The sequence below is a fragment of the Micromonospora sp. CA-248260 genome (genome assembly GCF_050942205.1).
Taxonomy (GTDB): Bacteria; Actinomycetota; Actinomycetes; order Mycobacteriales; family Micromonosporaceae; genus Micromonospora; species Micromonospora antibiotica.
The window spans coordinates 6,134,499-6,156,656 of record NZ_CP192021.1 but is presented as its reverse complement, the minus strand read 5'-3'; the positions used below and the strand labels follow the sequence as shown (position 1 = coordinate 6,156,656).

The window sequence follows — 22,158 nt, the reverse complement described above, 5'->3', positions numbered from 1 at the left end:
CCCCTGGCCCGAACGGTGCCACGTTGACTGTTACGGTCGGGAAAACCGACTGGTAGCAGGGGAGTGGGACGACCATGGGTAAGAAGGTCACTGTCGTCGGGGCCGGGTTCTACGGCTCCACCACCGCACAGCGCCTGGCCGAGTACGACGTCTTCGACACCGTCGTGATCACCGACATCGTGGAGGGCAAGCCGGCGGGTCTCGCGCTGGACCTCAACCAGTCCCGCGCGATCGAGGGCTTCGAGACCAAGGTCGTCGGTGCCACCACCGGCCCCAACGGCGAGGGCTACGAGGCCATCGAGGGCTCGGACGTCGTGGTGATCACCGCAGGTCTGCCCCGTAAGCCGGGCATGAGCCGGATGGACCTGCTGGAGACCAACGCCAAGATCGTGCGGCAGGTCGCCGAGAACGTCGCCAAGTACGCCCCGAACGCCGTCGTGATCGTGGTGTCCAACCCGCTCGACGAGATGACCGCGCTCGCCCAGCTCGCCACCCAGTTCCCCAAGAACCGGGTGCTCGGCCAGGCCGGCATGCTCGACAGCGCCCGGTTCACCAACTTCGTCGCCGAGGCCCTCGACGTACCGGTGAAGTCGGTCAAGACGCTGACCCTCGGCTCGCACGGCGACACCATGGTCCCGGTGCCGTCGCAGAGCACCGTCAACGGCAAGCCGCTGCGCGACGCGATGCCCGCCGAGCAGATCGAGGAGCTGGTCGTCAAGACCCGCAACGGTGGCGCCGAGGTCGTCGCGCTGCTCAAGACCGGTTCGGCGTACTACGCCCCGTCCGCCGCCGCCGCCCGGATGGCACGGGCCGTGGCCGAGGACTCCGGCGCGGTCATGCCGGTCTGCGCCTGGGTCGACGGCGAGTACGGCATCTCCGGGGTCTACCTGGGCGTCGAGGCCGAGATCGGCGCGGAGGGCGTGAAGCGGGTCGTCGAGACCGACCTGGACGCCGACGAGCTGGCCAGCCTCAAGGAGGCCGCCGAGGCCGTCCGCGCCAAGCAGGCCGACGTGGCCAGCATGTGATCCGCTGAACCATCCGCCGCAGGGGCGGGACGGCTTCCGCCGTCCCGCCCCTGCGCCGTCCCCACCCCACCCCGTCCCGCCCGTCCCGCCGTCCCTGCCCCGGTGATCAAGAGGTTTGCGTCAACCAGCCGGCCTGAGTTGACCCAAACCTCTTGATCACTGCGGTGGGTCAGGGCTCGCGGCGGGTGATCAAGAGGTTTCGGTCAGGAAACCGCCCTGACGTGACCCAAACCTCTTGATCACCGCTGGCAGGTGCCCGGCTCCGGTGGTGATCAAGAGGTTTGGGTCAGGAAATCGCCCTGGCATGACCGAAACCTCTTGATCACCGGGGCGAGGTGGGACGGGGCTAGGTGGGACGGGGCTAGGTGGGACGGGGTGGGGCGAGGGTGGGCGGGTGGGGGGTGAAGGGGGCGGTGAGGTGGGGGGTGGCTAGGAGGGTGGGGGTGGAGGTGGTGGCGAGCTGGTCGAGCAGGGTGGTGCGGGAGTCTCGGGCGGTGGTCGGGTCCGCCTCGTGGGCGTAGGCCAGCTCCGGGTCGATCAGCTGCACCACGTGCACCAGCAGGTCGCCGGTGAACAGGATCCGGTCGTCGCCGGTGTCGACCAGCACGCACTGGTGGCCGGGGGTGTGCCCGGGGGTGGGTAGCAGGCGTACCCCGGGGGTGAGGGTGGTGTCGCCGTCGACCACGCGGAGCTGGCCGGCGGCGCGCAACGGCGCGATCAGACCGGCCGGCAGTCCCGGGTTGATGCTCTCCACGGCGGCCAGCTCGGCCCGCTGGAGCAGGTAGGTCGCGTTGTGGAAGTAGGGCCGGCCCGGGGTGCCGGTCACCGCCCAGCCGATGTGGTCGCTGTGCAGGTGGGTGAGGATCACGGTGTGTACGTCGGCCGGGTCGATGCCGGCGGCGGCCAGTTCGGCCGGCAGCCGACCGGGGACCGGTGCCCAGCTCGCGGCGGGCGAGTCGGCCGGCCCGATGCCGGCGTCGACCAGGGTCACCGGCCCGTCCCCGACGCGCAGCGCGAAGGCGCGGAACGGCAGCCACCAGTCGCCGTCGTCGGTGACCGAACCGGGTTCGCGCCGGTCCGCCTCGCGCCAGTGTGCGGCGGTGGCTGCGGGGAATGCCTGCGTCCGGGGCTGGAAGAACGGTCCCTCGCCGTCGGTGAGGGCGGTGACCGTGATAGACCCGAGGGTGCGGCTCAGTGGCATCCGGTGATGGTGCCAGGGTCCGCCCCGGCCCACGCGGTGATTTTGGCCGTCCGGGGCCGCCGGGTCGAGGCCGGCTCGGTGCCGTGAACCGGTTTCCAGTACGCTCGTACTGCTTGAGCACGTGTCCCCCGAGAGGAGCGCCGGCCGATGGCGAAGATCAAGGTAAACAACCCGGTCGTAGAGCTCGACGGCGACGAGATGACCCGGATCATCTGGAAGCAGATCCGGGAGCAGCTGATCCTGCCCTACCTCGACGTCGACCTGCACTACTACGACCTGTCGATCCAGCACCGGGACGCCACCGACGACCAGGTGACCATCGACGCCGCGAACGCCATCAAGGAGCACGGCGTCGGCGTCAAGTGCGCCACCATCACCCCGGACGAGGCCCGGGTGGAGGAGTTCGGCCTCAAGAAGATGTGGCGGTCGCCGAACGGCACCATCCGTAACATCCTCGGCGGCGTCGTCTTCCGCGAGCCGATCATCATGTCGAACGTGCCCCGGCTGGTCCCCGGCTGGACCAAGCCGATCATCATCGGCCGGCACGCCCACGGCGACCAGTACAAGGCCACCGACTTCGTGGTCCCCGGCCCGGGCACGGTGACCATCACCTACACCCCGGCCGACGGCGGCACCCCGATGGAGATGGAGGTCGCCAACTTCCCCGGCGGCGGCATCGCCATGGGCATGTACAACTACGACGAGTCGATCCGGGACTTCGCCCGCGCCTCGTTCCGGTACGGCCTGGACCGGGGCTACCCGGTCTACCTGTCCACCAAGAACACCATCCTCAAGGCGTACGACGGCCGGTTCAAGGACCTCTTCGCCGAGGTGTTCGAGAACGAGTTCAAGGACGAGTTCGCCGCCGCCGGCATCACCTACGAGCACCGGCTCATCGACGACATGGTCGCCGCCGCGCTCAAGTGGGAGGGCGGCTACGTCTGGGCCTGCAAGAACTACGACGGTGACGTGCAGTCCGACACCGTCGCGCAGGGCTTCGGCTCGCTAGGCCTGATGACCTCCGTGCTGCTCTCCCCGGACGGTCGTACCGTCGAGGCGGAGGCCGCGCACGGCACGGTCACCCGGCACTACCGGCAGTACCAGAAGGGCGAGAAGACCTCGACCAACCCGATCGCCTCGATCTACGCCTGGACCCGGGGCCTGGCCCACCGGGGCAAGCTGGACGGCACCCCGGCGGTCACCGAGTTCGCCGACACCCTGGAGCAGGTCATCGTCGACACCGTCGAGTCCGGCCAGATGACCAAGGACCTCGCGCTGCTCATCTCGCGCGACGCCCCGTGGCAGAGCACCGACGAGTTCATGAACACCCTCGACGAGAACCTGGCGCGCAGGCTCAGCGCCTGACCCTCGCCCGTACCCACGGAACCCGTCGGCGGTCCGCCGACGGGTTCCGTCGTCTGCGGCCCGGCGACGCGCACCGGCGGCACCGGTGTGCCAGAAGGTCGGCAGCACCGGCACCGGCAGCCCCGGCAGCACCGGCACCGGCAGCCCCGGCAGCACCGGCACCGGCAGCACAGGCAGCACCGGAACCGGCGACCCCGGCAGCACAGGCCCCGGCAGCACCGGCGGCCTGCGGTCGGCGGCACCGGCGGTGCCACCCGTCCGGGTGACGGCGGCGTCACCGGTCGGGGAAGAGGTCGTTGAGCCGGGTGGACGTGGTGCCAGTCGCGTCCAGGGAGCACGTCGGTCACCGCACGGCACCAGTGCCGATCGACAAGCCTCCCGGGCTGTCGAGCACAGCCAGCCGTCCCTTCCCCGCGGGGGGCCCGTCCCGGGCCCCCCGCGTCCTGCTGTGCGGGGTCGGCCGGCGGGCAGGGGAGCGGGGTCAGCCGGCGCGCAGGAGCTCGGCGGCGCGCTCGGGGGCGATGTCGTTGATGAAGACCCCCATGCCCGACTCGGAGCCGGCCAGGTACTTCAGTTTGTCCTTCGCCCGGCGGATGGTGAACAGCTGGAGGTGCAGGTGGCCCAGCTCCCGGTCGATCCGCACCGGCGCCTGGTGCCAGGCCGCGATGTACGGCATGGGCAGGTCGAACAGCCCGTCGAAGCGGCGGAGCACGTCCAGGTAGAGCGGGCCGAACGCGTCCCGTTCGGCGTCGTCGAGCGCCGGGATGTCCGGCACCGGCCGGTGCGGCGCGACGTGCACCTCGAACGGCCAGCGGGCCGCCGCCGGCACGTACGCCGTCCAGTGGTCGTTGGCCGCGACCACCCGGTCCCCGGCGGCGCGCTCGGTGGCGAGCACGTCGGCGTAGAGGTTGCCGCCGCCGGTGCGCTCCGCGTGCCGGCGGGCCGCCGCGAGCAGCGACCGGGTACGCGGTGTGACGAACGGGTACGCGTAGATCTGGCCGTGCGGGTGGTGCAGGGTGACGCCGATCTCCACCCCCCGGTTCTCGAAGCAGAACACCTGCTCCACCCCGGGCAGTGCGCCGACCGCCGTGGTCCGGTCGGCCAGCGCGTCCAGCACCAGCCGGACCCGGGCGGGGGAGAGGCTGGCGAAGGACGCCCGGTGGTCGTCGGTGAAGCAGACCACCTCGCAGCGTCCCTGGCCGGGGCGGACCGGGGTGAACCCGGTGATCTCGGCCGGCTCGTCGGCGATCCGTTGGCTCAGCGAGGGGAACCGGTTCTCGAAGACCGCCACGTCGTAGTCGGGGGCGGGGATCTCGCTGTGCCGGTCGCCCCGGGACGGGCACAGCGGGCACTGGTCGGCCGGGGGGAGGAAGGTCCGGGTCTGCCGGTGCACCGCCACCGCCACCCACTCGTCGGTGAGCGGGTCGTACCGTAGCTGGGAGGCCGGCGGAGGTGGGGGCAGCTCCCGCTGGTCCGGCTGGTCCCGGACGGCGTCGTCCCGCTCGTCGAAGTAGATCAGCTCGCGGCCGTCGGCCAGCTCGATCGCCGTACGCTTCACCGCGTCGTCTCCTGCCCGGTCGCCCGGCCCGTGCCTGTCACGATCACCAGCTCGCCCACCTTCTCGTCGATCACCCGGCGCGCTTCGGGGGCCAACCGGTCGTCGCTGACCAGCACGTCGGCGGCGCCCAGGCCGACGATGGAGGAGATGCCCACGGTGCCCCACTTGGTGTGGTCGGCGAGGACGACCAGCCGGTCGGCGGCCTCCACCAGGGCCCGGTCGGTCTCCGCCTCCATCAGGTTGGGGGTGGTGAAACCCGCCCGCTCGGTGATCCCGTGCACGCCGAGGAAGAGCAGGTCCAGGTGCAGCGACCGGATGGCCTCCACGGCCAGCGGGCCGACCAGCGCGTCGGACGGGGTGCGTACCCCGCCGGTCAGCACCACGGTCTGGTCGGGGCGGCCGGCGGTGTGCAGGATCTCGGCCACCGGCAGCGAGTTGGTCACCACGGTCAGCCCGGCGACGTCGACCAGGCGGCGGGCCAGCTCGGCGGTGGTGGTGCCGGCGGAGAGGGCGATCGCCGCACCGGGCCGGACCAGTTCGGCCGCGTGACCGGCGATGGCGGCCTTCTCGGCGGACTGCCGGACGGACTTGGCGTGGAAGCCCGGTTCGTCGGTCGAGCCGGGGCCGGTGGTGGTGGCCCCGCCGTGCACCTTGGCCAGCAGCCCCTGGTCGTGCAGCGTGTCCAGGTCCCGCCGGATGGTCATGTCGGAGACACCGAACTCGGCAGCCAGCTCGGTGACCCGTACGCCACCGGCGGTCCGGACCCGGTCGAGGATCGTCGCCTGTCGCTGCCGTGCCAGCATCCGCCGTACCTCCCCGCACACCTGCACGCGCTCGAACGTGTTCAAACAAGATTGAACACTAGCGCGCAGCAGGCAGCGGCGGAAGTGGAACCCCCGAGGTCAGGCGGACGGCAGGCGCGGCTCCACCCAGCCGGTCTCGGTGAGATGGTTCATCACCGCCTGCACCGCCTCCTCGATGCTCTGGCCGGTGGTGTCGACCACCAGATCGGCATCGGTCGGCGTCTCGTACGGGTCGTCGATGCCGGTCATCCCGGTGAGCAGGCCGGCCCGGGCGCGGGCGTACAGCCCCTTGCGGTCGCGCTGCTCACAGACCTCCAACGGGGTGGCCACGTGCACCAGCAGGAACCCCGCCCCGGCGGACCGGGCCATCTCCCGCACGGCGGCCCGGGCCTGGGCGTACGGGGCGATCGGGCAGCAGATGCCCACCCCCCGGTGCCTGGCGATCTCGGCCGCCACCCAGCCGATCCGCCGGACGTTGGCGTCCCGGTCGGCCCGGCTGAAGGTCAACCCGGCCGACAACTCCCGGCGTACCACGTCGCCGTCGAGCAGGGTGATCGTGCGCTCGCCCTGCTCCCGGAGCAGGTCGGCGAGCCCCCGGGCGATGGTCGACTTGCCGGAACCGGAGAGCCCGGTCAGGAAGACCACCAGCCCCCGGTGCCGGCGCGGCGGGCGGGCCCGGGCGAGCTCCTTGGCCACTGCCGGCGGGGTGTGCCACTCGGGCAGCGGGAACCCCCGGTCGAGCAGGTCGTCGATCTCCGCCTCGCTCAGCGCCAGCTTGCGGTTACGCGGCGGGATGTCGTCCCGCCAGCGCCACTGGCCGTCCCGGCTGTCGTAGGCCAGCTCGCGGGGGACCAGCACCCGCAGCCCCGCCCCGGAGAGCATGGCGCCGGTGGAGAGGAGGTGGGTCACCCCGTACGCGGCGGAGATCCTCGCCCGCAACAGGGCGTCGCTGATCTCGTCGGCGCGGCGGGGCAGCGGCACCGCGACCAGGGTCGCCGGGGGCATCCGGTCCCGGGCGGCGAAAACGCTGCGGACCAGGGCCTCGGTGGGCAACCCACCCGCGCCGTCCTCGCCGACCGGGATCATCACCAGCAGGTGCGCGCCGAGGGTACGGGCCGCGTGCGCGATCTGCGCCAGCTGCGGCCGGTGCAGCGGCCGGTCGGCGATCACCCCGAGCACCCGTCCCGGGGGCAGCAGCGGTCGGATCTCCTCCGGACCCCGGCGCAGCCGCTGGAACGGGCCGTGCCCGCCGTCGCCGAGCCGGCGGACCGGGCCGCCCAGCCCGGCCACACCCTCGCGGACCGGCCAGACGTCGGTCACCTCAAGGGCCGCCACCGGGGCACCCTCGCCGTCGGTGAGCACCAGCGTCCGCCGGCCCGGGTCGGCCTGGTCCAGCCCGTCGGCGACGGCGGTGGGCACCTGGAGGGTCACCGGGACCGGCCAGGAGGTGCCGTCGGCCAGCCGACCGCGACGCTGTAGCGAGGCCAGGTCGGCGCGGGTCATGAAGCCGGCCAGCGGGGTGTACGCCCCGCTCAGCAGCAACTCCAGATCGGCCAGCTCACCGGGGCGCGGCGCGTACGCGGGGGCATCCCGCAGCACGTCCTCGGGCAGCACTGAACCGTTGCTCATCCGTACCCCTCACTCGCTGGCCGGATCACAGTTTCTCAGTCGGCCGGCGATCGGTCGAGAGCGCCACTCCACTGCCGACCCGGAAGTGGATCAACGGGGGAGGGTGTCGACCGGTCGATGAGCGAGGTCAACCCACCGGAACCAGGGGTGCGGCACCGAACGAGACGGCGAATCTCTGACACCAGATCGCGACACTCGTCAGCCCGGCGGGGTCGGCACCGGACGGGATGGCGTACGCCTGGTCGCCCTTGTTGCCCTTGAGTCGGCCCAGCTCAACCCGGCGGCCGTCGTCGAACACGCCCCAGCCGGCCCGGCCGGTGCGGACCGGCTGGTCGGTCAGCCAGACCTTCAGGTCGGGGCCGTTGGAGGTGTCCAACCCGACCAGTTCCAGCCGGTGCCCCCCGTCTGCGGTACGGACGATCCGGGCGGTGCCCGAGGTGTCGTGTTCATGACTGACGAACTCTCCCCGGCTGACCACCACCGGCCGGGTGCTGGTGGGGCTGCCGGCGGGGGTGCCGGTGGTCGGCGTGGTGCCGGCGGGGGTGGTCCCGGTGGGCGTGCCGCCGGGGGCGTCGGTCGGGGTGGTGCCGGCCGGGGCGGCGTCCACCTCGGAGAGTTGCTCGTCGACCTGGTTGTCGGTCACCACCTTCCAGGGTTGGAACCAGTACAGGCCGAAGGCGACGCCGACACCGAGGACGGCGACGGCGACGGCGACCCAGGTCAGCGGGGTACGAAACGGTCGACGGGACATGCCGCCCAGTCTTGCCGGACCGCGGCGGCCGGGCACCGGCCGGCGGCGTTACGAAAGCCTTACCGTCGTCGGACATCCACGATCCATAGCTCGTTCATAGGTCGTTCACATCGACTTTCCGGTCCGGTCGCCTTAGCTGCCGGCGACCCCTTCGCGACCAGAGAGCGCCCACCGCATGCGACTACGATTCCCCCGCCGGACCCCCGGATCCGATCCGTCCACCATCGCCGAACCCTCCGCCCGAGGGCACCGCGAGTCGTCGCCCCCTGCTGGTGACACCGACCACGCCGGCCACGCCCTCCGGGCGCCGAGCAAGCTGCACGCGTTCAACCGGTACGAGATCAAGTACCTGGTCGAGACGACGAAGGTACCGGCGTTGCGGGCCGCACTCGCCGCCCGGATGACGCCCGACGCGCACGGCGGTGACGGTGGCTACGGCGTCTGGAGCGTCTACTACGACACCACCGACCTGCGTTTCTACTGGGAGAAGATCGAGGGGCTGAAGTTCCGTCGCAAGCTGCGGGTACGCCACTACGGCGACCGGTCCGGCGTGACCGACGACGGGACCGTGCACGTCGAGATCAAGCAGCGGGTCAACCGGGTCACCCAGAAGCGCCGGATCGCCGTGCCCTATCGGGTGGCCCGCCAACTCTGCGACGAGCGCGTCATGATCGAACACGATCCCTCCCAGCGCGGTTTCGTCGAGGAGGTGCTGGGACTCGTCTCCGGCCTCGACCTGCGTCCGGTGGCGATGACCGGCTACCAGCGTGAGGCGTTCGTCGGCCAAGCAGCCGACCTGGGCCTGCGGGTCACCCTCGACCACCGGGTGCGCGGCCGGGACCGCGACTTCCACCTCGGCGCGGACGCCGAGAACCGCCTGATCATTCCGGCCTCGAAGTCGATCGTCGAGGTCAAGGCGAACGAACGGGTCCCGTACTGGCTCACCGACCTGGCCGGCCGGGCCGAGCTGTCGGTGGTGCGGGTCTCCAAGTACTGCCAGAGCGTCGAGGCGTTCGGCCGCGTGCCGCGCTCGATCTTCCACGTCCAGGATGCCGATCCCGCCGCCGACCTGGTGGCCCCCACCCCGAGAAGCGAGGCCTGAACCCCGATGGACATCACGTTCCAGGACCTGTCCGGCACCTTCAGCACGGGCGACATCGCCCTCACGCTGTCGTTGTCCTTCCTGCTCAGCGCCATGATCGGCTGGGTCTACCGGTCCACCCACCGCAACGTGTCGTACAGCCAGTCGTACGTCCAGACGCTGATCATCCTGGGCATGCTGATCTCGCTGATCATGCTGGTGGTGGGCTCCAACATCGCTCGGGCCTTCGCCCTGGTCGGCGCGCTGTCAGTGGTGCGGTTCCGCAACGCCATCAAGGAGACCCGCGACGTCGGCTTCATCTTCCTGGTGATGGGCGTCGGGATGGCCTGCGGCACCCGGTTCTACAGCCTGGCCGTCGTCGCCGCCGTGGCGATCAGCCTGATCATCGTGGTGATGTACCGGTTCAACTGGTTCGCGCTCAACGTGCAGCGGCAGGTCGTCAAGGTCCAGGTCCCGGCCGGCGGCAACCACACCGCTGACATCCAGGACGTGCTGGTCCGGCACACCACCGAATTCGAACTGGTCAGCATGGAGACGATCCGGGCCGGTGCGCTCACCGAGATGACGTACACGGTCCGGTTGAAGAAGGGCGGCGAGCCGGGTGACCTGATCAGCGCGCTCAGCGAGCGGACCTCGGGCCAGCGGGTGACCGTGCTGACCGGCTACGACCAGACGGACCTGTGATGGCGCAGTCCCTGCGTACCCGGTCGGTGCTGCCGCCCCGGCTGCGTCGCCGACTGCCGGTCCGGGTGCGGCAGAACTGGAAGCTGCTCACCACCTGCGCGGCCTTCCTCGCCGTACTGACCCTGGTGCTGGGGACGGAACGGATCCGCCCCTACGTGACAAGTGCCGGGGGCTCCGGGGGCGACGTGGTGAGCGTGGACATCCCCGGCACCGTCGACCTCTTCGACGCCGGTCGCGCGCACGAGATCTCGCTGACGTTCCGCAACGCCGACTACGAGCGGATGCTCGACGCCTACTGGAAGGAGGGCGAGAAGGGGTACGTCGAGGCCGACCTGACCGTCGACGGGACCACGATCCCCAGCGTGGGCATCCGACTCAAGGGCAACTCGACGCTCGGCCAGCTCAGTTGGAAGGGCGAGACGCGGCCCTCCGGGGGCCGGGGTGAGAACGGCGGTGGGCCGCGACCGGGCGGCGGGTTCCCGGGCGGGCCACCCGACGGCGGGCCGCCGCAGGGCGCAGGATTCCCCGACGGCGGGCTGCCGCAGGGCGCAGGATTCCCCGACGGCGGGCTGCCGGACGGGGCTGCTCCCGGCACTCAGCAGCCCGGAACAGGCGAGCAGGCCGGCGGCGGTCAGCAGGCCGGTGGTGGTCAGTTCCCCGGTGGGATGACCCGGGCGGCGTTGAAGGCCGAGGAGCCGGAGACGTTGCCGTGGCTGCTCAGCTTCGACGAGTTCGTCGACGGCCGGCGCTACCAGGGGCACCGGGAGGTGGCCGTCCGGGTGGGCGGTATGGGCGGCGGCTCGACGGTGCTCAACGAGGCCCTGTCGTTGTCGCTGCTCGACGCCACGGGTGAGCCCGCGCAGCGGTACGCGTACTCCTCGTTCACCGTCAACGACCGGCCCACCACCGCCCGGCTGCTGGTCGAGCACCCGGACGAGCACTTCGCCGATCAGATGGACGGCACAGGGGTGCTCTACAAGTCGCTGGCCAGCGGCAGCTTCACCGACCAGGGCGACGATCCGACCGAGTACGCCGACGACTTCAAGCAGATCACCATGAAGGGCAGTCAGGACCTGCAACCGGTGATCAACCTGATCCGGTGGGTGAACTCGGCCAGCGACGAGGAGTTCGACGCGCACCTCGCCGACAGGGTGGACGTGGCGTCCTTCGCCCGGTACGTCGCGTTGCAGAACCTGCTGCTCAACTTCGACGACATGGCCGGCCCGGGGAAGAACTACTACCTCTGGTACGACCTGGGGACGAAGAAGTTCAGCGTGATCAGCTGGGACCACAACCTGACCTTCAGCGGCAACGCCAGCCAGGGCCCGCACGACAGCGGCGGGTTCGGCCCGGGCCGGGGCTTCCCCGGCGCGGCCGGTGCCAACGGTGCGGTCACGGACCAGGCAGCACCGGGCGGGCCGGGCCAGCAGCCGGGGCAACAGGCCGGTCAGCAGCCGGGTCAGCAGGCCGGAGCGCCACCCGGGCAGCCAGCCGGGCCGGGTGCCCGGGGTGCGGACAACGAGGGTGGTGGCCCGCGCGGCGGGATGATGATGGGCCACAAGCTCAAGGAGCGCTTCCTCGCCAGCGACGCCTTCAAGGCGACCTACGAGGACGCCTACCGGGAGCTGTACCAACAGGTCTTCGGCAGCGGGAAGGCGGCGGAGTCACTCACCGCGATCAGCACGGTGCTGAAGAAGGTCGATGGGGCGGACGCCGCCGCCGTCGACTCCGACGTGGCCCAGCTACGCACCCTTATCGGCCAGCGGACCGAGAGCCTGGGCAAGCACGAGGTGATCACCCGGAGCTGAAGCCGACGGGACGCGGGCCGGCACCAGGCCCGCGTCCCGTCACCGACCTCAGGGAAGTCCCCGGGCGATTCCGGATACCCGCCAGGGTGCCGCCTCCCTAGGCTGGCGGCGTGACACTGATCGCGACCGAGTCGCTGACCAAGACGTACGGGGGCCGGGTCACCGCGTTGACCGACCTCACCGTCGCGGTCGAGCCGGGGATCATCGGGCTGGTCGGCGCCAACGGCGCCGGCAAGTCGACCCTGATAAAGATCCTGCTGGGCCTGCTCCCGCCGACCAGCGGACGGGTCTCCGTGCTCGACCTCGACCCCACCACCGACCCGGCGGCGGTCCGCGCCCGGGTCGGCTACATGCCGGAGCACGAGGCGCTCCCACCCGACCTGTCCGCCGCCGAACTCGTCACCCACCTCGGGCGGATGAGCGGCCTGCCCCGGACGGTGGCCCGCGAGCGCGCCTCCGAGACGCTGCGGCACGTCGGCCTCTACGAGGAGCGGTACCGGCCGGTCGGCGGCTACTCCACCGGGATGAAGCAGCGGGTCAAGCTCGCCCAGGCCCTGGTGCACGACCCGGACCTGCTGCTGCTCGACGAGCCCACCAACGGCCTCGACCCGGCCGGCCGGGACGCCATGCTCGCCCTGGTCCACCGGATCGGCACCGAATTCGGCATCTCCGTGCTGGTCTGCTCGCACCTGCTCGGCGAGGTGGAGCGGATCTGCGACACCCTGATCGCCATCGACGGTGGCCGGCTCCTGCGCGCCGACCGGATCGACGCGATGACCTCGGCCACCGACCTGCTCGCCGTCGAGGTCAGCGAGGGCACCGACCAGCTGGCCGGCCGGCTCGCCGCGCTCGACCTGCCGGTGACCCGCGACGGCCGGATGCTGCTCGTCCCGCTGGTCGACGAGCGTACCTACGACCTGATCCTCGGCGTGGTCGCCGAGCTGGACCTGCCGCTGCACCGGCTGGACCAGCGCCGGCACCGGGTGGCCGAACTCTTCGCCCCGAGGGAGCCCAGCAATGCCTGAGCCGACCGGCGTCATCCACGACATCGGCTACCAGCGGTACACCGGCCCGAGGCTGGGCCGCCGGCACGTCTTCGGCGCGCTCTACGGGCACGGCCTGCGGACGGTCTTCGGGTTGGGCCGCAGCGCCAAGGCGAAGATCTTCCCCTGGCTGGTCGTCGGCATCGTGACCGTGGTGGCCGCGGGCCTTACCGCCGTCCGCAGCCAGCTCGGCGAGGTGGTGATGACGTACGCCCAGTTCGCCGACGCGATGAGCTGGCTGGTCATCTTCTTCGTCGCGGTGGCCGCCCCCGAGCTGGTCTCCCGGGACCTGCGCAGCGGCGTGCTCCCGCTCTACTTCTCCCGGCCGCTGCCGCGCGACGACTACGCGCTGGCCAAGCTGCTCTCCCTGGTCAGCGCGATCTGGCTGCTGCTGGGCGGGCCGCAGCTGGTGATGTTCCTGGGGGCGGCGTTCACCACCCCCGACGGCCTGCGCGGGACCTGGAACGAGCTGCTGGACCTGCTGCCCGGGTTGCTCTACGCCGGGCTGTGGGCGGTGGTCTTCGCCTCGATCGGTCTGCTGGTCGCCTCGCTCACCGGCAAGCGGGCCTTCGCCGCCGGTGGGATCGTGGCGGTCTTCCTGATGACCACCCCGGTCGTCGGCGTGCTGTCGATCCTGCCGTCCCGCGCGGTCAACGAGCTGGCCTTCCTCGCCTCGCCGTCGACGCTGGTCGGCGGGGTGGGCACCTGGGCGCTCGGTGACCTGCTGGTGCCCGAGGGACAGGGCGGCGGGATGCCGATCGGCAGCTTCGGCCCGGTCTACGCGATCGTCGCCGTGCTGCTGGTCACCGCCTGCACCGCCCTGCTGCTGCTGCGATACCGGAAGGTGGCCGCCCGATGACCACACTCGACACCGACGCCCGGCCGGCGGTCACCACCAGCACCCTGGATCTCGTCGGGGTCTCCCGCTGGTACGGCAACGTGGTGGCGGTCAACGACGTCACCATGCGGCTGGGCCCCGGGGTGACCGGCCTGCTCGGCCCGAACGGCGCAGGCAAGACCACCCTGCTGCACATGATGGCCGGCTTCCTCGCCCCGTCCCGGGGCACGCTCACCCTCGACGGCGAGTCGACCTGGCGCAATCCCGGTGTCTACCGGCAGCTCGGGCTGGTCAGCGAGCGGGAGGCGGTGCACTCCTTCCTCACCGCCAAGGAGTTCGTGCTGGCCAGTGCGAAGCTGCACCGGTTGCCCGACCCGCAGGCCGCGGCCCGCCGGGCGATCGAGCTGGTCGAGATGACCGACGCTCAGGACCGCCGGATCGGCACGTACTCCAAGGGGATGCGGCAACGTACCCGGGTGGCCGCCGCGCTGGTGCACGACCCGCAGGTGCTGCTGCTCGACGAGCCGTTCAACGGGATGGACCCGCGCCAGCGGCTGCACATGATGGGTCTGCTGCACTCCCTCGGCGACGCCGGGCGGACCATCCTGTTCAGCTCGCACATCCTGGAGGAGGTCGAGCAGGTCTCCGGCACGGTGCAGGTGATGGTCGCCGGGCGGCTGGCCGCCTCCGGCGACTTCCGGACCATCCGCCGGCTGATGACCAACCGACCGCACGTCTTCGCGGTCCGCTCCACCGACGACCGGGCGCTGGCCGTGGCGCTGATGGCCGACCCGTCGGTCACCGGCGTCGAGCTGGACAAGACCGGCCTGACCGTACGGGCCGGCGACTACGGCGCGTTCACCCGGGCGCTGCCCAAGATCGCGCTCGCCCGGCAGATCCGGGTCCGGCAGTTGACCCCCGAGGACGAGTCCCTGGAGAGCGTCTTCTCCTACCTGGTGGAGGCCTGATGTCAACCGTTTCCTGGATCACCGCGCGTGGGCTCTTCGGCCGTCGCCGGTTCCTCATGCTGCTGCCGCTGCCGGCGGTGCTGGTGCTGCTCGCCGTGCTCTGCCGGTCGCTCGGGGTGGACCCGGGCGAGTGGGCGTCGCCGGTGCTGGTCGGCCTCGGTCTGGCCGTGGTGCTGCCGGTGGTGGCGCTCATCGTCGGCACCGGCGTGCTGGGCGCGGAGATCGACGACGGCACGGTGGTGCACATCCTGACCAAGCCGCTGCCGCGCTGGCAGATCGTGCTGCCGAAACTCGCCGTGGCCGCCGGGGTCAGCGCGGTCACCGTCGCCGTGCCGCTCTACGTCGCGGGCGTGCTCGCCGACTCGGTACGCCTCGGCCTGGCCCTCGCCGCCGCTTCGGCGCTGGGTGCGCTGGCCTACTCGGCGCTGTTCCTGGCGCTCAGCCTGGTCACCCGGCGGCCGGTGCTGCTCGGCCTGGTGTACGTGCTGATCTGGGAGGGGCTGCTGGGCAACTTCGTCAGCGGCACCAGGGTGCTGTCGATCCAGCAGTGGGTGATCGCCCTGGCCGACCGGATGGCCCCCACGGCACTGCTGTCGACGACCGTCTCGGTGCCGGTGGCGGTCGTGTTGATCGCCCTGGTGAGCGTCGGCTTCACCGTCCTGGCGATCGACCGGCTCCGCTCCTTCAGCGTCGCCGGCGAAACCAGCTGATCCCGGCACCCCGCCCGGCCCGGCAGCCTTGTCCCGGGCCGGGCGGTGGTGCGACTGGGCTGGGCGGGCCGGATGGGGCAGCATGATCGACACAGGTGCGCCGATATAGCGGCATCCGCCCCACGCTGACACCGCTATATCGGCGATATTGCGAACCTCCGCGCGGGGTCGCCGACCCCGCGCGGCCATGCCGACCCCGTGCGGGGCCCTGCCGGTCAGAAGGCGCTGGCGATCACCAGCTCGGACGTGCGGTCGGGGAGCAGGTCGAGGGTGGTGATCCGGCCGGCGGCGCGCACGTCGTCGGCGATCAGGGTGAGCTGGTCGAGCAGGGCCGCCGGGCCCAACGCCTCGGCCAGCGGGATCTCCGCCCGCATCGACAACTTGCGGTCGGACTTGGCCCGGCGGATCTGGGCCAGGGCGTCCCCGGCCAGCCGGAGCAGGGCCGGGTCACCGGTGCCGGTGATGGCCCGGTCCACCTCGTACGTGGTGGGCCAGGTCGACCGGTGCACCGAGCCGTACCGCCACCACGACCAGACCTCCTCGGTCACGTACGGCAGCACCGGGGCGAAGAGCCGTAGCTGCACCGACAGGGCGGTGGCGAGTGCCGCCCGGGCCGAGTCGGCACCCGGCCCGGTGCCGTAGGCGCGTTCCTTCACCAACTCGATGTAGTCGTCGCAGAACCGCCAGAAGAACGCCTCGGTGGCCTGTAGGGCGGTCGTGTGGTCGTACCCGTCGAAGGCGGTCGTCGCGGTGCTGACCACGGCGGACAGTTCGGCGAGCATGGCGGTGTCCAGCGGGGTGGTCGCCGGGGCGCGCAGGGCGTCGCCGGCACCGAGGCCGAGCGCGAACTTCGACGCGTTGAGCAGTTTGGTGGCCAGTCGCCGCCCCACCTTGATCTGCGCCGGGTCGAAGGCCAGGTCCATGCCGGGGCGGCCGTTGGCCGCCCAGTAGCGGACCGCGTCCGACCCGTGCTGCTCCAGCAGCGCCATCGGGGTGACGACGTTCCCCTTGGACTTGGACATCTTCTTGCGGTCCGGGTCGAGGATCCAGCCGGACAACACCGCGTCCCGCCAGGGCAGCACCCCGTGTTCCAGGTGGGCGCGGGCCACGGTGGCGAAGAGCCAGGTCCGGATGATCTCCTGCCCCTGCGGGCGCAGGTCCATCGGGAAGATCCGGTCGAACAACTCCGGGTCGGTCTCCCAGCCGCCGACGATCTGCGGGGTCAACGACGAGGTGGCCCAGGTGTCCAACACGTCCGGGTCGCCGACGAAACCGCCCGGCACGCCGCGCTGCGATTCGTCGTAGCCGGGCGGCGGTTCGCTGGACGGGTCGATCGGCAACGACGCTTCGTCCGGTGTGAGAGGGTTGGCGTGGTCCGGCTCGCCAACGGCGTCGAGCCGGTACCACACCGGCACCGGCACCCCGAAGAAGCGCTGCCGGCTGACCAGCCAGTCACCGGTCAGCCCACCCACCCAGTGCGCGTAGCGGTGCCCCATGTGCTCCGGCACCCAGCGCAGCTCGTCACCCCGGGCCAGCAGCTCCGCCCGCAGCCCGGCGTCCCGGCCGCCGTTGCGCAGATACCACTGCCGCGTCGAGACGATCTCCAACGGCCGGTCGCCGCGCTCGTAGAACTTCACCGGATGGGTGATCTCGCGCGGCTCGCCGACCAGGTCACCGGCCTCGCGCAGCAGCTCCACCAGGGCCCGGCGGGCGGCGTTGACCGGCTGCCCGGCCAACGCCGCGTAGGGGGCCGCCGGCACGTCGGCCGGTGGCTCGGCCAGCAGCCGACCGTCCCGGCCGATCACCACCCGGGTTTCCAGGTCGAGGTCCCGCCACCAGGTCACGTCGGTCAGGTCACCGAACGTGCACACCATCGCGACGCCGGTGCCCTTCGCCGGGTCCGCCAGCGGGTGCGCGCGCACCGGCACCTCCACCCCGAACACGGGGGTACGCACCGTCGCGCCCACCAGGTCGGCGTACCGCTCGTCGTCGGGGTGGCAGACCAGCGCCACGCAGGCCGGCAGCAGCTCCGGCCGGGTGGTGTCGATCAGCACCTCCCGCCCGCCCGGCCCGGTGAACCGCAGCCGGTGGTACGCCCCCGGGCGCTCCCGGTCCTCCAGTTCCGCCTGCGCCACGGCGGTGCCGAACCCGACGTCCCACAGCGTCGGCGCCTCCGCCTGGTAGGCCTCACCCCGGGCCAGGTTGCGCAGGAACATCCGCTGCGAGGTGGCCCGCGCCGCCCGCCCGATCGTGGTGTACGTCAGCGACCAGTCCACGGACAGCCCGAGCCGCCGCCAGAGCGCCTCGAAGACCTGCTCGTCGTCGGCGGTCAACCGTTCGCACAGCTCGACGAAGTTGCGTCGGGAGATCGGCGTCGGCTCCCGGCGTCGGGCCTCGGTGACCGGGGCGTCGGGCGGCTGCCACGCCGGGTCGTACGGCAGGGACGGGTCGCAGCGCACCCCGTAGACGTTCTGCACCCGGCGTTCGGTGGGCAGGCCGTTGTCGTCCCAGCCCATCGGGTAGAACACGTTGCGCCCGCGCATCCGCTGGAACCGGGCCACCGTGTCGGTGTGCGTGTACGAGAAGACGTGCCCCATGTGCAGTTCGCCGGATACGGTCGGCGGCGGGGTGTCGATGGAGTACACGTCGTCGCCGCGACCGTGCCGACGCGGGGTTCCCGCCGGCCCGCGACCCGCTACGGTCGCCTTCTCCCGGTCGAACGCGTACGTGCCCTCCTCCTGCCAGCGGTGCGCCCAGTGCTCCTCGATGCCGTCCAGGGTGGGACGTTCGGGCACACCGGCGCGGACCGTCCTCGCCGTATCAGTCATCGGTCGATCGTAGGCAGCCTGCGACCTCCCGCCCACCGGCTTTACCCGGCGTGCCGGCTTCCTCGCGCCGGGTGCCGGCACGTCATGGGTCGTGGCGGGCCGGGTGTGCGGTACGACGTGGGGCGGGCCGGGCGCGGCGACCGACCCGACCCGTCGACCGACCCGACCCGCCGACCTACCGCTTCGGGGAGCCGGCCGGACCCGTCGACCTAACGGTTCGGGGAGCCGGCCGGACCCGGTGGGTTACCGGTTCGAGGAGCCGACCGGCGGGGTGAGCAGTGGGCCCTGGGTGGCGATCTGGAAGCCGAGCCCGGTGCGGCCGTTGACCCGGTCGAGAATCACCGAGACCGGCGCGTAGGTGTTCTTCTCGTCCGGGTTGGTGCAGGGGCCCTCACCGGGGTCGCCGTTGTTCAGGATGCCCAGCGCCCGCCCGTCGGACTCGGTGAACAGCGGACCGCCGCTGTCACCCGGCCGGGCGCACACCCGCACGTCGATGCCGCCACTGGCCTTGCCGATGACCTCACCGCAGCGGGTGCCCGGCAGGTAGCCGGCTCCGGCGCCCGAGTCGACGTACTGCTCGCCGGCCTTCGGGGTGTACGCCGAGCCGGTGGCGCAGACCACCCAGCCGGCCTGCACGGCGGAGTACGGCGTGACGCCGGTGATCGGCACGTCGCGGCTGCCCTTGCTGGCGCAGGCCGGATTGTCCGCCACGCACCAGTAGTTGACCAGGCTCGGCGCGTTGCCCACGGTCCGCCTCGGGTACGCCCAGCGGGTCGTCGCGCCCTTCGCGTACGGCAGGACCGCGTAGTCGTTGGGGAAGGCGTTCTCGGCCAGCACCGGGTTGGTCGACTCCAGGCCCACCGGCACCTTCGGCCCGAGGAACTGGTGCCAGGTGTCGTCGACGCGCTGGTGCCGGCCGCCGACCACGCAGTGCCCGGCGGTCAGCACGTAGTACTGCCCGGACTTCGCCCGGACGTTGAAGCCGGTGGTGCAGCCGCCGACGGTGCCGTCGTCGCGGGGCACGTCGAGCCGGATGCCGCCCCGCATCGGCGCCTTGGCGCAGTAGCGCGGGTCGCACGCCTTGGGGATCGCGGAGTCGTCGAGCCGGGCCCGGGCCCGCACCGGCACCCCGGCCGCGTCGAGCGTGCCGGCCAGCCGGGCGTCGTCGGCGGGCACCGCGTCGCCGGTGAGCACCAGCACCTCGTTGGCCCGCTCGTCGACCAGCACGTCCCGACCGGCGGTGACGCCCAGCGTCCCGGCCAGCCGGGCCGCCGCCGCGTCGAGGTCGCGCCGCGAGTGGCGGACCGGCACGACGGTGACGTGCCGGGCGTCGGGCAGGCCGGCGACCGCCTCGGTGACCGGTGCCGGATCGGTGGCGGCGATGGTGAGCACCCCGCCACCGGCCTGGTCCAGCCACATCCCGGCGTACGAACCGGGGAAACGGGCGGCGAGGGTGTCGGCCAGCGGCGCGGACAGCTCCTGGAGGGCCAGCCGGCGGGCGGCCTCGCCCGGGGCGACCCGGTAACGGTCGCTCAGGTAGCTCACCGAGGCGGGGGCGGCCTGCGCGACCTGGGTCGCGGGGCGGGTCACCACCGGCGCCGGGCGTGCTGCGGCCGGCGCCGCCGCCCGGCCAGCCGTGTCGGCGCGGGCCGACGCGCGGACCTCCCCGGCGACCGGGACCGTCCCCGCCGCCCAGGTGCCCCCGGTCGCGCCGGTGGCCGCACCGGCATCCCGGTCCACGGCCAACGCCACGCCTGTCGTCCCCATCGTGCTCAGCGCCAATGCCGCTGCCAGCACCACTCGTCCACGGATCCGCACGCCGCAACCTCCCCGTATGCCGGCGATGTGATCGGCTCCGCCGCACCCGACCGGGCGGACCGGTGAAAACGGGGGCGAGGCCCATCGATGCGGGCAGAGTCTAGTCGTCCCACGGCCACCGGGCTGCCCCTCGGCCGGGTCAGACCAGCGAATCACGCCACTGCCGGTGCAGCGCGGCGTACCGGCCACCGGTGGTGGCGAGCCGGGCGGGTGGGCCGTCCTCGACGATCCGTCCACAGTCGACGACCAGCACCCGGTCGGCGGTCTCCACCGTGGAGAGCCGGTGCGCGATCACCAGCGCGGTGCGGTCGCGCAGCACGGTGGACAGCGCCCGCTGCACCAACCGCTCGGTCGGCACGTCCAGCGACGACGTGGCCTCGTCGAGGATCAGCACCCGGGGGTCGGCCAGGAACGCGCGGGCGAACGCGACGAGCTGCCGCTGCCCGGCGGAGAGCCGGCCGCCGCGCCGGTGCACCTCGGTGGCGTACCCGTCGGGTAGGGCGGCGATGAAGTCGTGCGCACCGATCGCCCGCGCCGCCGCCTGCACCGCCGCGTCGGTGGCGTCCGGCCGCCCGAACCGGATGTTCTCCGCCACCGAGCCGCCGAACAGGTGGTTCTCCTGGGTCACCAGCACCACCGCGCGCCGCAGCTCGGCGTCGGACAGGTCCCGCAGGTCGACGCCGTCCAGTTCGACCGTGCCGGCGTCCGGGTCGTGGAACCGGGCGAGCAGCTTCGCCACCGTCGACTTGCCGGCGCCGGTCGGGCCGATCAGGGCGACCGTCTGCCCGGCCGGCACGACCAGGTCCAACCCGGTCAGGATCGGCGTCTGCGGCAGGTAGCCGAAGGACACCGCGTGGAACGTCACCGCACCCCGGCCCGGCCCGGCCGGCAACGGCACCGGCGACGCCGGTTCGGGCACCCCGGGCTGCTCGTCCAGCACCCCGGCGAGCTTCTCCAGGGCGGCGGTCGCCGACTGGAGGGAGTTGTAGAACTGGCTCAGCTCCTGCATCGGCTCGAAGAACCGGCGCAGATAGAGCAGGAACGCGGCGAGCACCCCGACCTCGGTGGCGCCGCCCAGCACCCGCCAACCGCCGTACCCGAGCACCAGCGCCACGGTCACGTTGCCGATCACCTTGATCCCCGGCGAGTAGGTGGCGATCAGCCGGAAGCCGTGCAGGCTGGTCCGCCGATACTCGTCGTTGACCGTCACGAAGATCTGCTGGTTGCGCGGCTCACGCCGGAACGCCTGCACCGCACGGATGCCGCGCAGTGACTCCACGAAGTGGACGATCACCAGCGCCACCGCCTCCCGGCTGTGCCGGTAGGCCCGGGCCGAGGCCCGGGCGAACCAGCGGGACAGCCAGTAAAGGAACGGGAACGCCAGCAGGGTCACCGCCGCCAGCGGCAGGTCCAGCCAGAGCAGGATGGCGGCGACCGACAGCACCGACAGCGCGGCGGCGACCAGGGTGTCGATCCCCCCGTCGACCAGTTCGGCGATGGAGTCCACGTCACTGGTGAGCCGGGACACCACCCGACCCGAGGTGTACCGCTCGTGGAACCCGACCGAGAGGGTCAGCAGGTGGCCGTACACCCGCTGGCGCAGGTCGAGCAGGACGGCCTGGCCGATCCGGGCGGAGCGGGTGAGGTAGCTGCGCCGGGCGACGTACTCGGTGACGGCCGCGACGGCGAACGCGCCCGCGACGGCCGCCAACGGACCCGGGTCGCCGGCCCGCAGCGGCGGCACCGCCCGGTCGATACCGAGCATGACCAGGTACGGACCGGCCATCGCGGCGGTGTTCTGGGCCAGCAGCAGGGCCACCGCCACGCCCAACGGCCGGCGGTGCGGACGGAGCAGGTCCCGCAGCAGCGCCCGACTGCGACCCCGCAGCCGGGCCACCGCCTCGGGGGAGTCGTCCTCGGCGCGGCTGCGGTCGGCGTCCGGGTCGGTGGCCCGGCCCCGCCAGTGCGACAACGCGGTGCCGGGCTGGCTGTCGTCACCGGCCGGGGGGTGCTGCCGCGGTGGTCGA

At 72.3% G+C, this 22,158-nt stretch carries 16 protein-coding genes and 1 pseudogene; 9 read left to right on the top strand and 8 right to left on the bottom strand.

Annotated features, from left to right (window positions below):
- Positions 1-74 precede the first annotated feature (74 nt).
- Positions 75-1,025, top strand: coding sequence for a malate dehydrogenase (gene mdh / locus ACQP2H_RS26570; RefSeq protein WP_219464661.1), 951 nt, complete (start codon positions 75-77; stop codon positions 1,023-1,025).
- A gap of 361 nt (positions 1,026-1,386) precedes the next feature.
- On the opposite strand, the gene ACQP2H_RS26565 is transcribed toward mdh, so the two are convergent.
- Positions 1,387-2,226 carry an MBL fold metallo-hydrolase gene (locus tag ACQP2H_RS26565; RefSeq protein WP_433229315.1) on the bottom strand — a complete coding sequence of 280 codons (840 nt, stop codon included), beginning with the start codon at positions 2,224-2,226 and terminating at the stop codon, positions 1,387-1,389.
- Between the two features lie 147 nt (positions 2,227-2,373).
- Here ACQP2H_RS26565 and ACQP2H_RS26560 point away from each other — a divergent pair, with 147 nt between their 5' ends.
- On the top strand, positions 2,374-3,591 hold the full coding sequence (locus ACQP2H_RS26560) for an NADP-dependent isocitrate dehydrogenase (RefSeq protein WP_208567997.1): 1,218 nt from the start codon (positions 2,374-2,376) through the stop codon (positions 3,589-3,591).
- Positions 3,592-4,072: 481 nt separating this feature from the next.
- Here the strand turns inward: ACQP2H_RS26560 and galT are convergent, their stop codons facing one another.
- The 4 genes from galT to ACQP2H_RS26540 all read right to left on the bottom strand — a co-directional run bounded on the left by galT (position 4,073) and on the right by ACQP2H_RS26540 (position 8,332).
- Positions 4,073-5,149 carry a galactose-1-phosphate uridylyltransferase gene (gene galT / locus ACQP2H_RS26555; protein WP_219464658.1) on the bottom strand — a complete coding sequence of 359 codons (1,077 nt, stop codon included), beginning with the start codon at positions 5,147-5,149 and terminating at the stop codon, positions 4,073-4,075.
- The gene (locus ACQP2H_RS26550) at positions 5,146-5,952 is read right to left on the bottom strand and encodes a DeoR/GlpR family DNA-binding transcription regulator (protein ID WP_208567999.1); all 807 of its coding nucleotides are present in this window, start codon (positions 5,950-5,952) and stop codon (positions 5,146-5,148) included. The genes galT and ACQP2H_RS26550 overlap by 4 nt, the downstream gene beginning before the upstream one ends.
- Positions 5,953-6,051: 99 nt before the next feature.
- Positions 6,052-7,581 (bottom strand): adenylyl-sulfate kinase, encoded by a 1,530-nt coding sequence (gene cysC / locus ACQP2H_RS26545; protein ID WP_219464656.1) that lies wholly within the window; start codon positions 7,579-7,581, stop codon positions 6,052-6,054.
- Between the two features lie 127 nt (positions 7,582-7,708).
- Complete coding sequence (locus ACQP2H_RS26540; RefSeq protein WP_433229312.1) at positions 7,709-8,332, bottom strand: DM13 domain-containing protein; 624 nt, start codon at positions 8,330-8,332, stop codon at positions 7,709-7,711.
- A gap of 175 nt (positions 8,333-8,507) precedes the next feature.
- Between ACQP2H_RS26540 and ACQP2H_RS26535 the strand changes: the two genes are divergently transcribed.
- The 7 genes and pseudogenes from ACQP2H_RS26535 to ACQP2H_RS26505 all read left to right on the top strand — a co-directional run bounded on the left by ACQP2H_RS26535 (position 8,508) and on the right by ACQP2H_RS26505 (position 15,485).
- Positions 8,508-9,434, top strand: coding sequence for a polyphosphate polymerase domain-containing protein (locus ACQP2H_RS26535; protein WP_219464654.1), 927 nt, complete (start codon positions 8,508-8,510; stop codon positions 9,432-9,434).
- Positions 9,435-9,440: 6 nt separating this feature from the next.
- Positions 9,441-10,118, top strand: a complete 678-nt coding sequence (locus ACQP2H_RS26530; protein WP_219464653.1) for a DUF4956 domain-containing protein — start codon at positions 9,441-9,443, stop codon at positions 10,116-10,118.
- Positions 10,118-11,926: a CotH kinase family protein gene (locus ACQP2H_RS26525; protein ID WP_433229309.1), complete on the top strand. Its 1,809-nt coding sequence runs from the start codon at positions 10,118-10,120 to the stop codon at positions 11,924-11,926. The genes ACQP2H_RS26530 and ACQP2H_RS26525 overlap by 1 nt, the downstream gene beginning before the upstream one ends.
- Positions 11,927-12,129: 203 nt before the next feature.
- A pseudogene (locus ACQP2H_RS26520) lies at positions 12,130-12,951 on the top strand (ABC transporter ATP-binding protein); the annotation flags it as partial.
- Complete coding sequence (locus ACQP2H_RS26515) at positions 12,944-13,828, top strand: ABC transporter permease (protein ID WP_433229307.1); 885 nt, start codon at positions 12,944-12,946, stop codon at positions 13,826-13,828. The pseudogene ACQP2H_RS26520 and the gene ACQP2H_RS26515, both read left to right, overlap by 8 nt.
- The gene (locus ACQP2H_RS26510; protein WP_219464650.1) at positions 13,825-14,775 is read left to right on the top strand and encodes an ABC transporter ATP-binding protein; all 951 of its coding nucleotides are present in this window, start codon (positions 13,825-13,827) and stop codon (positions 14,773-14,775) included. Before ACQP2H_RS26515 ends, ACQP2H_RS26510 begins: the two co-directional genes overlap by 4 nt.
- Positions 14,775-15,485, top strand: coding sequence for an ABC transporter permease (locus ACQP2H_RS26505; protein WP_208568005.1), 711 nt, complete (start codon positions 14,775-14,777; stop codon positions 15,483-15,485). Before ACQP2H_RS26510 ends, ACQP2H_RS26505 begins: the two co-directional genes overlap by 1 nt.
- 215 nt (positions 15,486-15,700) lie before the next feature.
- Here ACQP2H_RS26505 and valS read toward each other — a convergent pair whose 3' ends face one another.
- The 3 genes from valS to ACQP2H_RS26490 form a co-directional block, all read right to left on the bottom strand.
- Complete coding sequence (valS, locus tag ACQP2H_RS26500) at positions 15,701-18,313, bottom strand: valine--tRNA ligase (RefSeq protein WP_433229305.1); 2,613 nt, start codon at positions 18,311-18,313, stop codon at positions 15,701-15,703.
- A gap of 243 nt (positions 18,314-18,556) precedes the next feature.
- On the bottom strand, positions 18,557-20,110 hold the full coding sequence (locus ACQP2H_RS26495; RefSeq protein WP_433229303.1) for a trypsin-like peptidase domain-containing protein: 1,554 nt from the start codon (positions 20,108-20,110) through the stop codon (positions 18,557-18,559).
- Between the two features lie 160 nt (positions 20,111-20,270).
- Positions 20,271-22,103, bottom strand: a complete 1,833-nt coding sequence (locus tag ACQP2H_RS26490) for an ABC transporter ATP-binding protein (RefSeq protein WP_433233686.1) — start codon at positions 22,101-22,103, stop codon at positions 20,271-20,273.
- Between the last annotated feature and the right edge of the window lie 55 nt (positions 22,104-22,158).

Excerpts from the sequence above, each read along its gene's own strand:
- mdh (WP_219464661.1), top strand. The coding sequence starts at position 75 with ATGGGTAAGAAGGTCACTGTCGTCGGGGCCGGGTTCTACGGCTCCACC.
- ACQP2H_RS26565 (WP_433229315.1), bottom strand. The coding sequence starts at position 2,226 with ATGCCACTGAGCCGCACCCTCGGGTCTATCACGGTCACCGCCCTCACC.
- ACQP2H_RS26560 (WP_208567997.1), top strand. The coding sequence starts at position 2,374 with ATGGCGAAGATCAAGGTAAACAACCCGGTCGTAGAGCTCGACGGCGAC.
- ACQP2H_RS26550 (WP_208567999.1), bottom strand. The coding sequence starts at position 5,952 with ATGCTGGCACGGCAGCGACAGGCGACGATCCTCGACCGGGTCCGGACC.
- cysC (WP_219464656.1), bottom strand. The coding sequence starts at position 7,581 with ATGAGCAACGGTTCAGTGCTGCCCGAGGACGTGCTGCGGGATGCCCCC.
- ACQP2H_RS26540 (WP_433229312.1), bottom strand. The coding sequence starts at position 8,332 with ATGTCCCGTCGACCGTTTCGTACCCCGCTGACCTGGGTCGCCGTCGCC.
- ACQP2H_RS26535 (WP_219464654.1), top strand. The coding sequence starts at position 8,508 with ATGCGACTACGATTCCCCCGCCGGACCCCCGGATCCGATCCGTCCACC.
- ACQP2H_RS26530 (WP_219464653.1), top strand. The coding sequence starts at position 9,441 with ATGGACATCACGTTCCAGGACCTGTCCGGCACCTTCAGCACGGGCGAC.
- ACQP2H_RS26525 (WP_433229309.1), top strand. The coding sequence starts at position 10,118 with ATGGCGCAGTCCCTGCGTACCCGGTCGGTGCTGCCGCCCCGGCTGCGT.
- ACQP2H_RS26515 (WP_433229307.1), top strand. The coding sequence starts at position 12,944 with ATGCCTGAGCCGACCGGCGTCATCCACGACATCGGCTACCAGCGGTAC.
- ACQP2H_RS26510 (WP_219464650.1), top strand. The coding sequence starts at position 13,825 with ATGACCACACTCGACACCGACGCCCGGCCGGCGGTCACCACCAGCACC.
- ACQP2H_RS26505 (WP_208568005.1), top strand. The coding sequence starts at position 14,775 with ATGTCAACCGTTTCCTGGATCACCGCGCGTGGGCTCTTCGGCCGTCGC.
- valS (WP_433229305.1), bottom strand. The coding sequence starts at position 18,313 with ATGACTGATACGGCGAGGACGGTCCGCGCCGGTGTGCCCGAACGTCCC.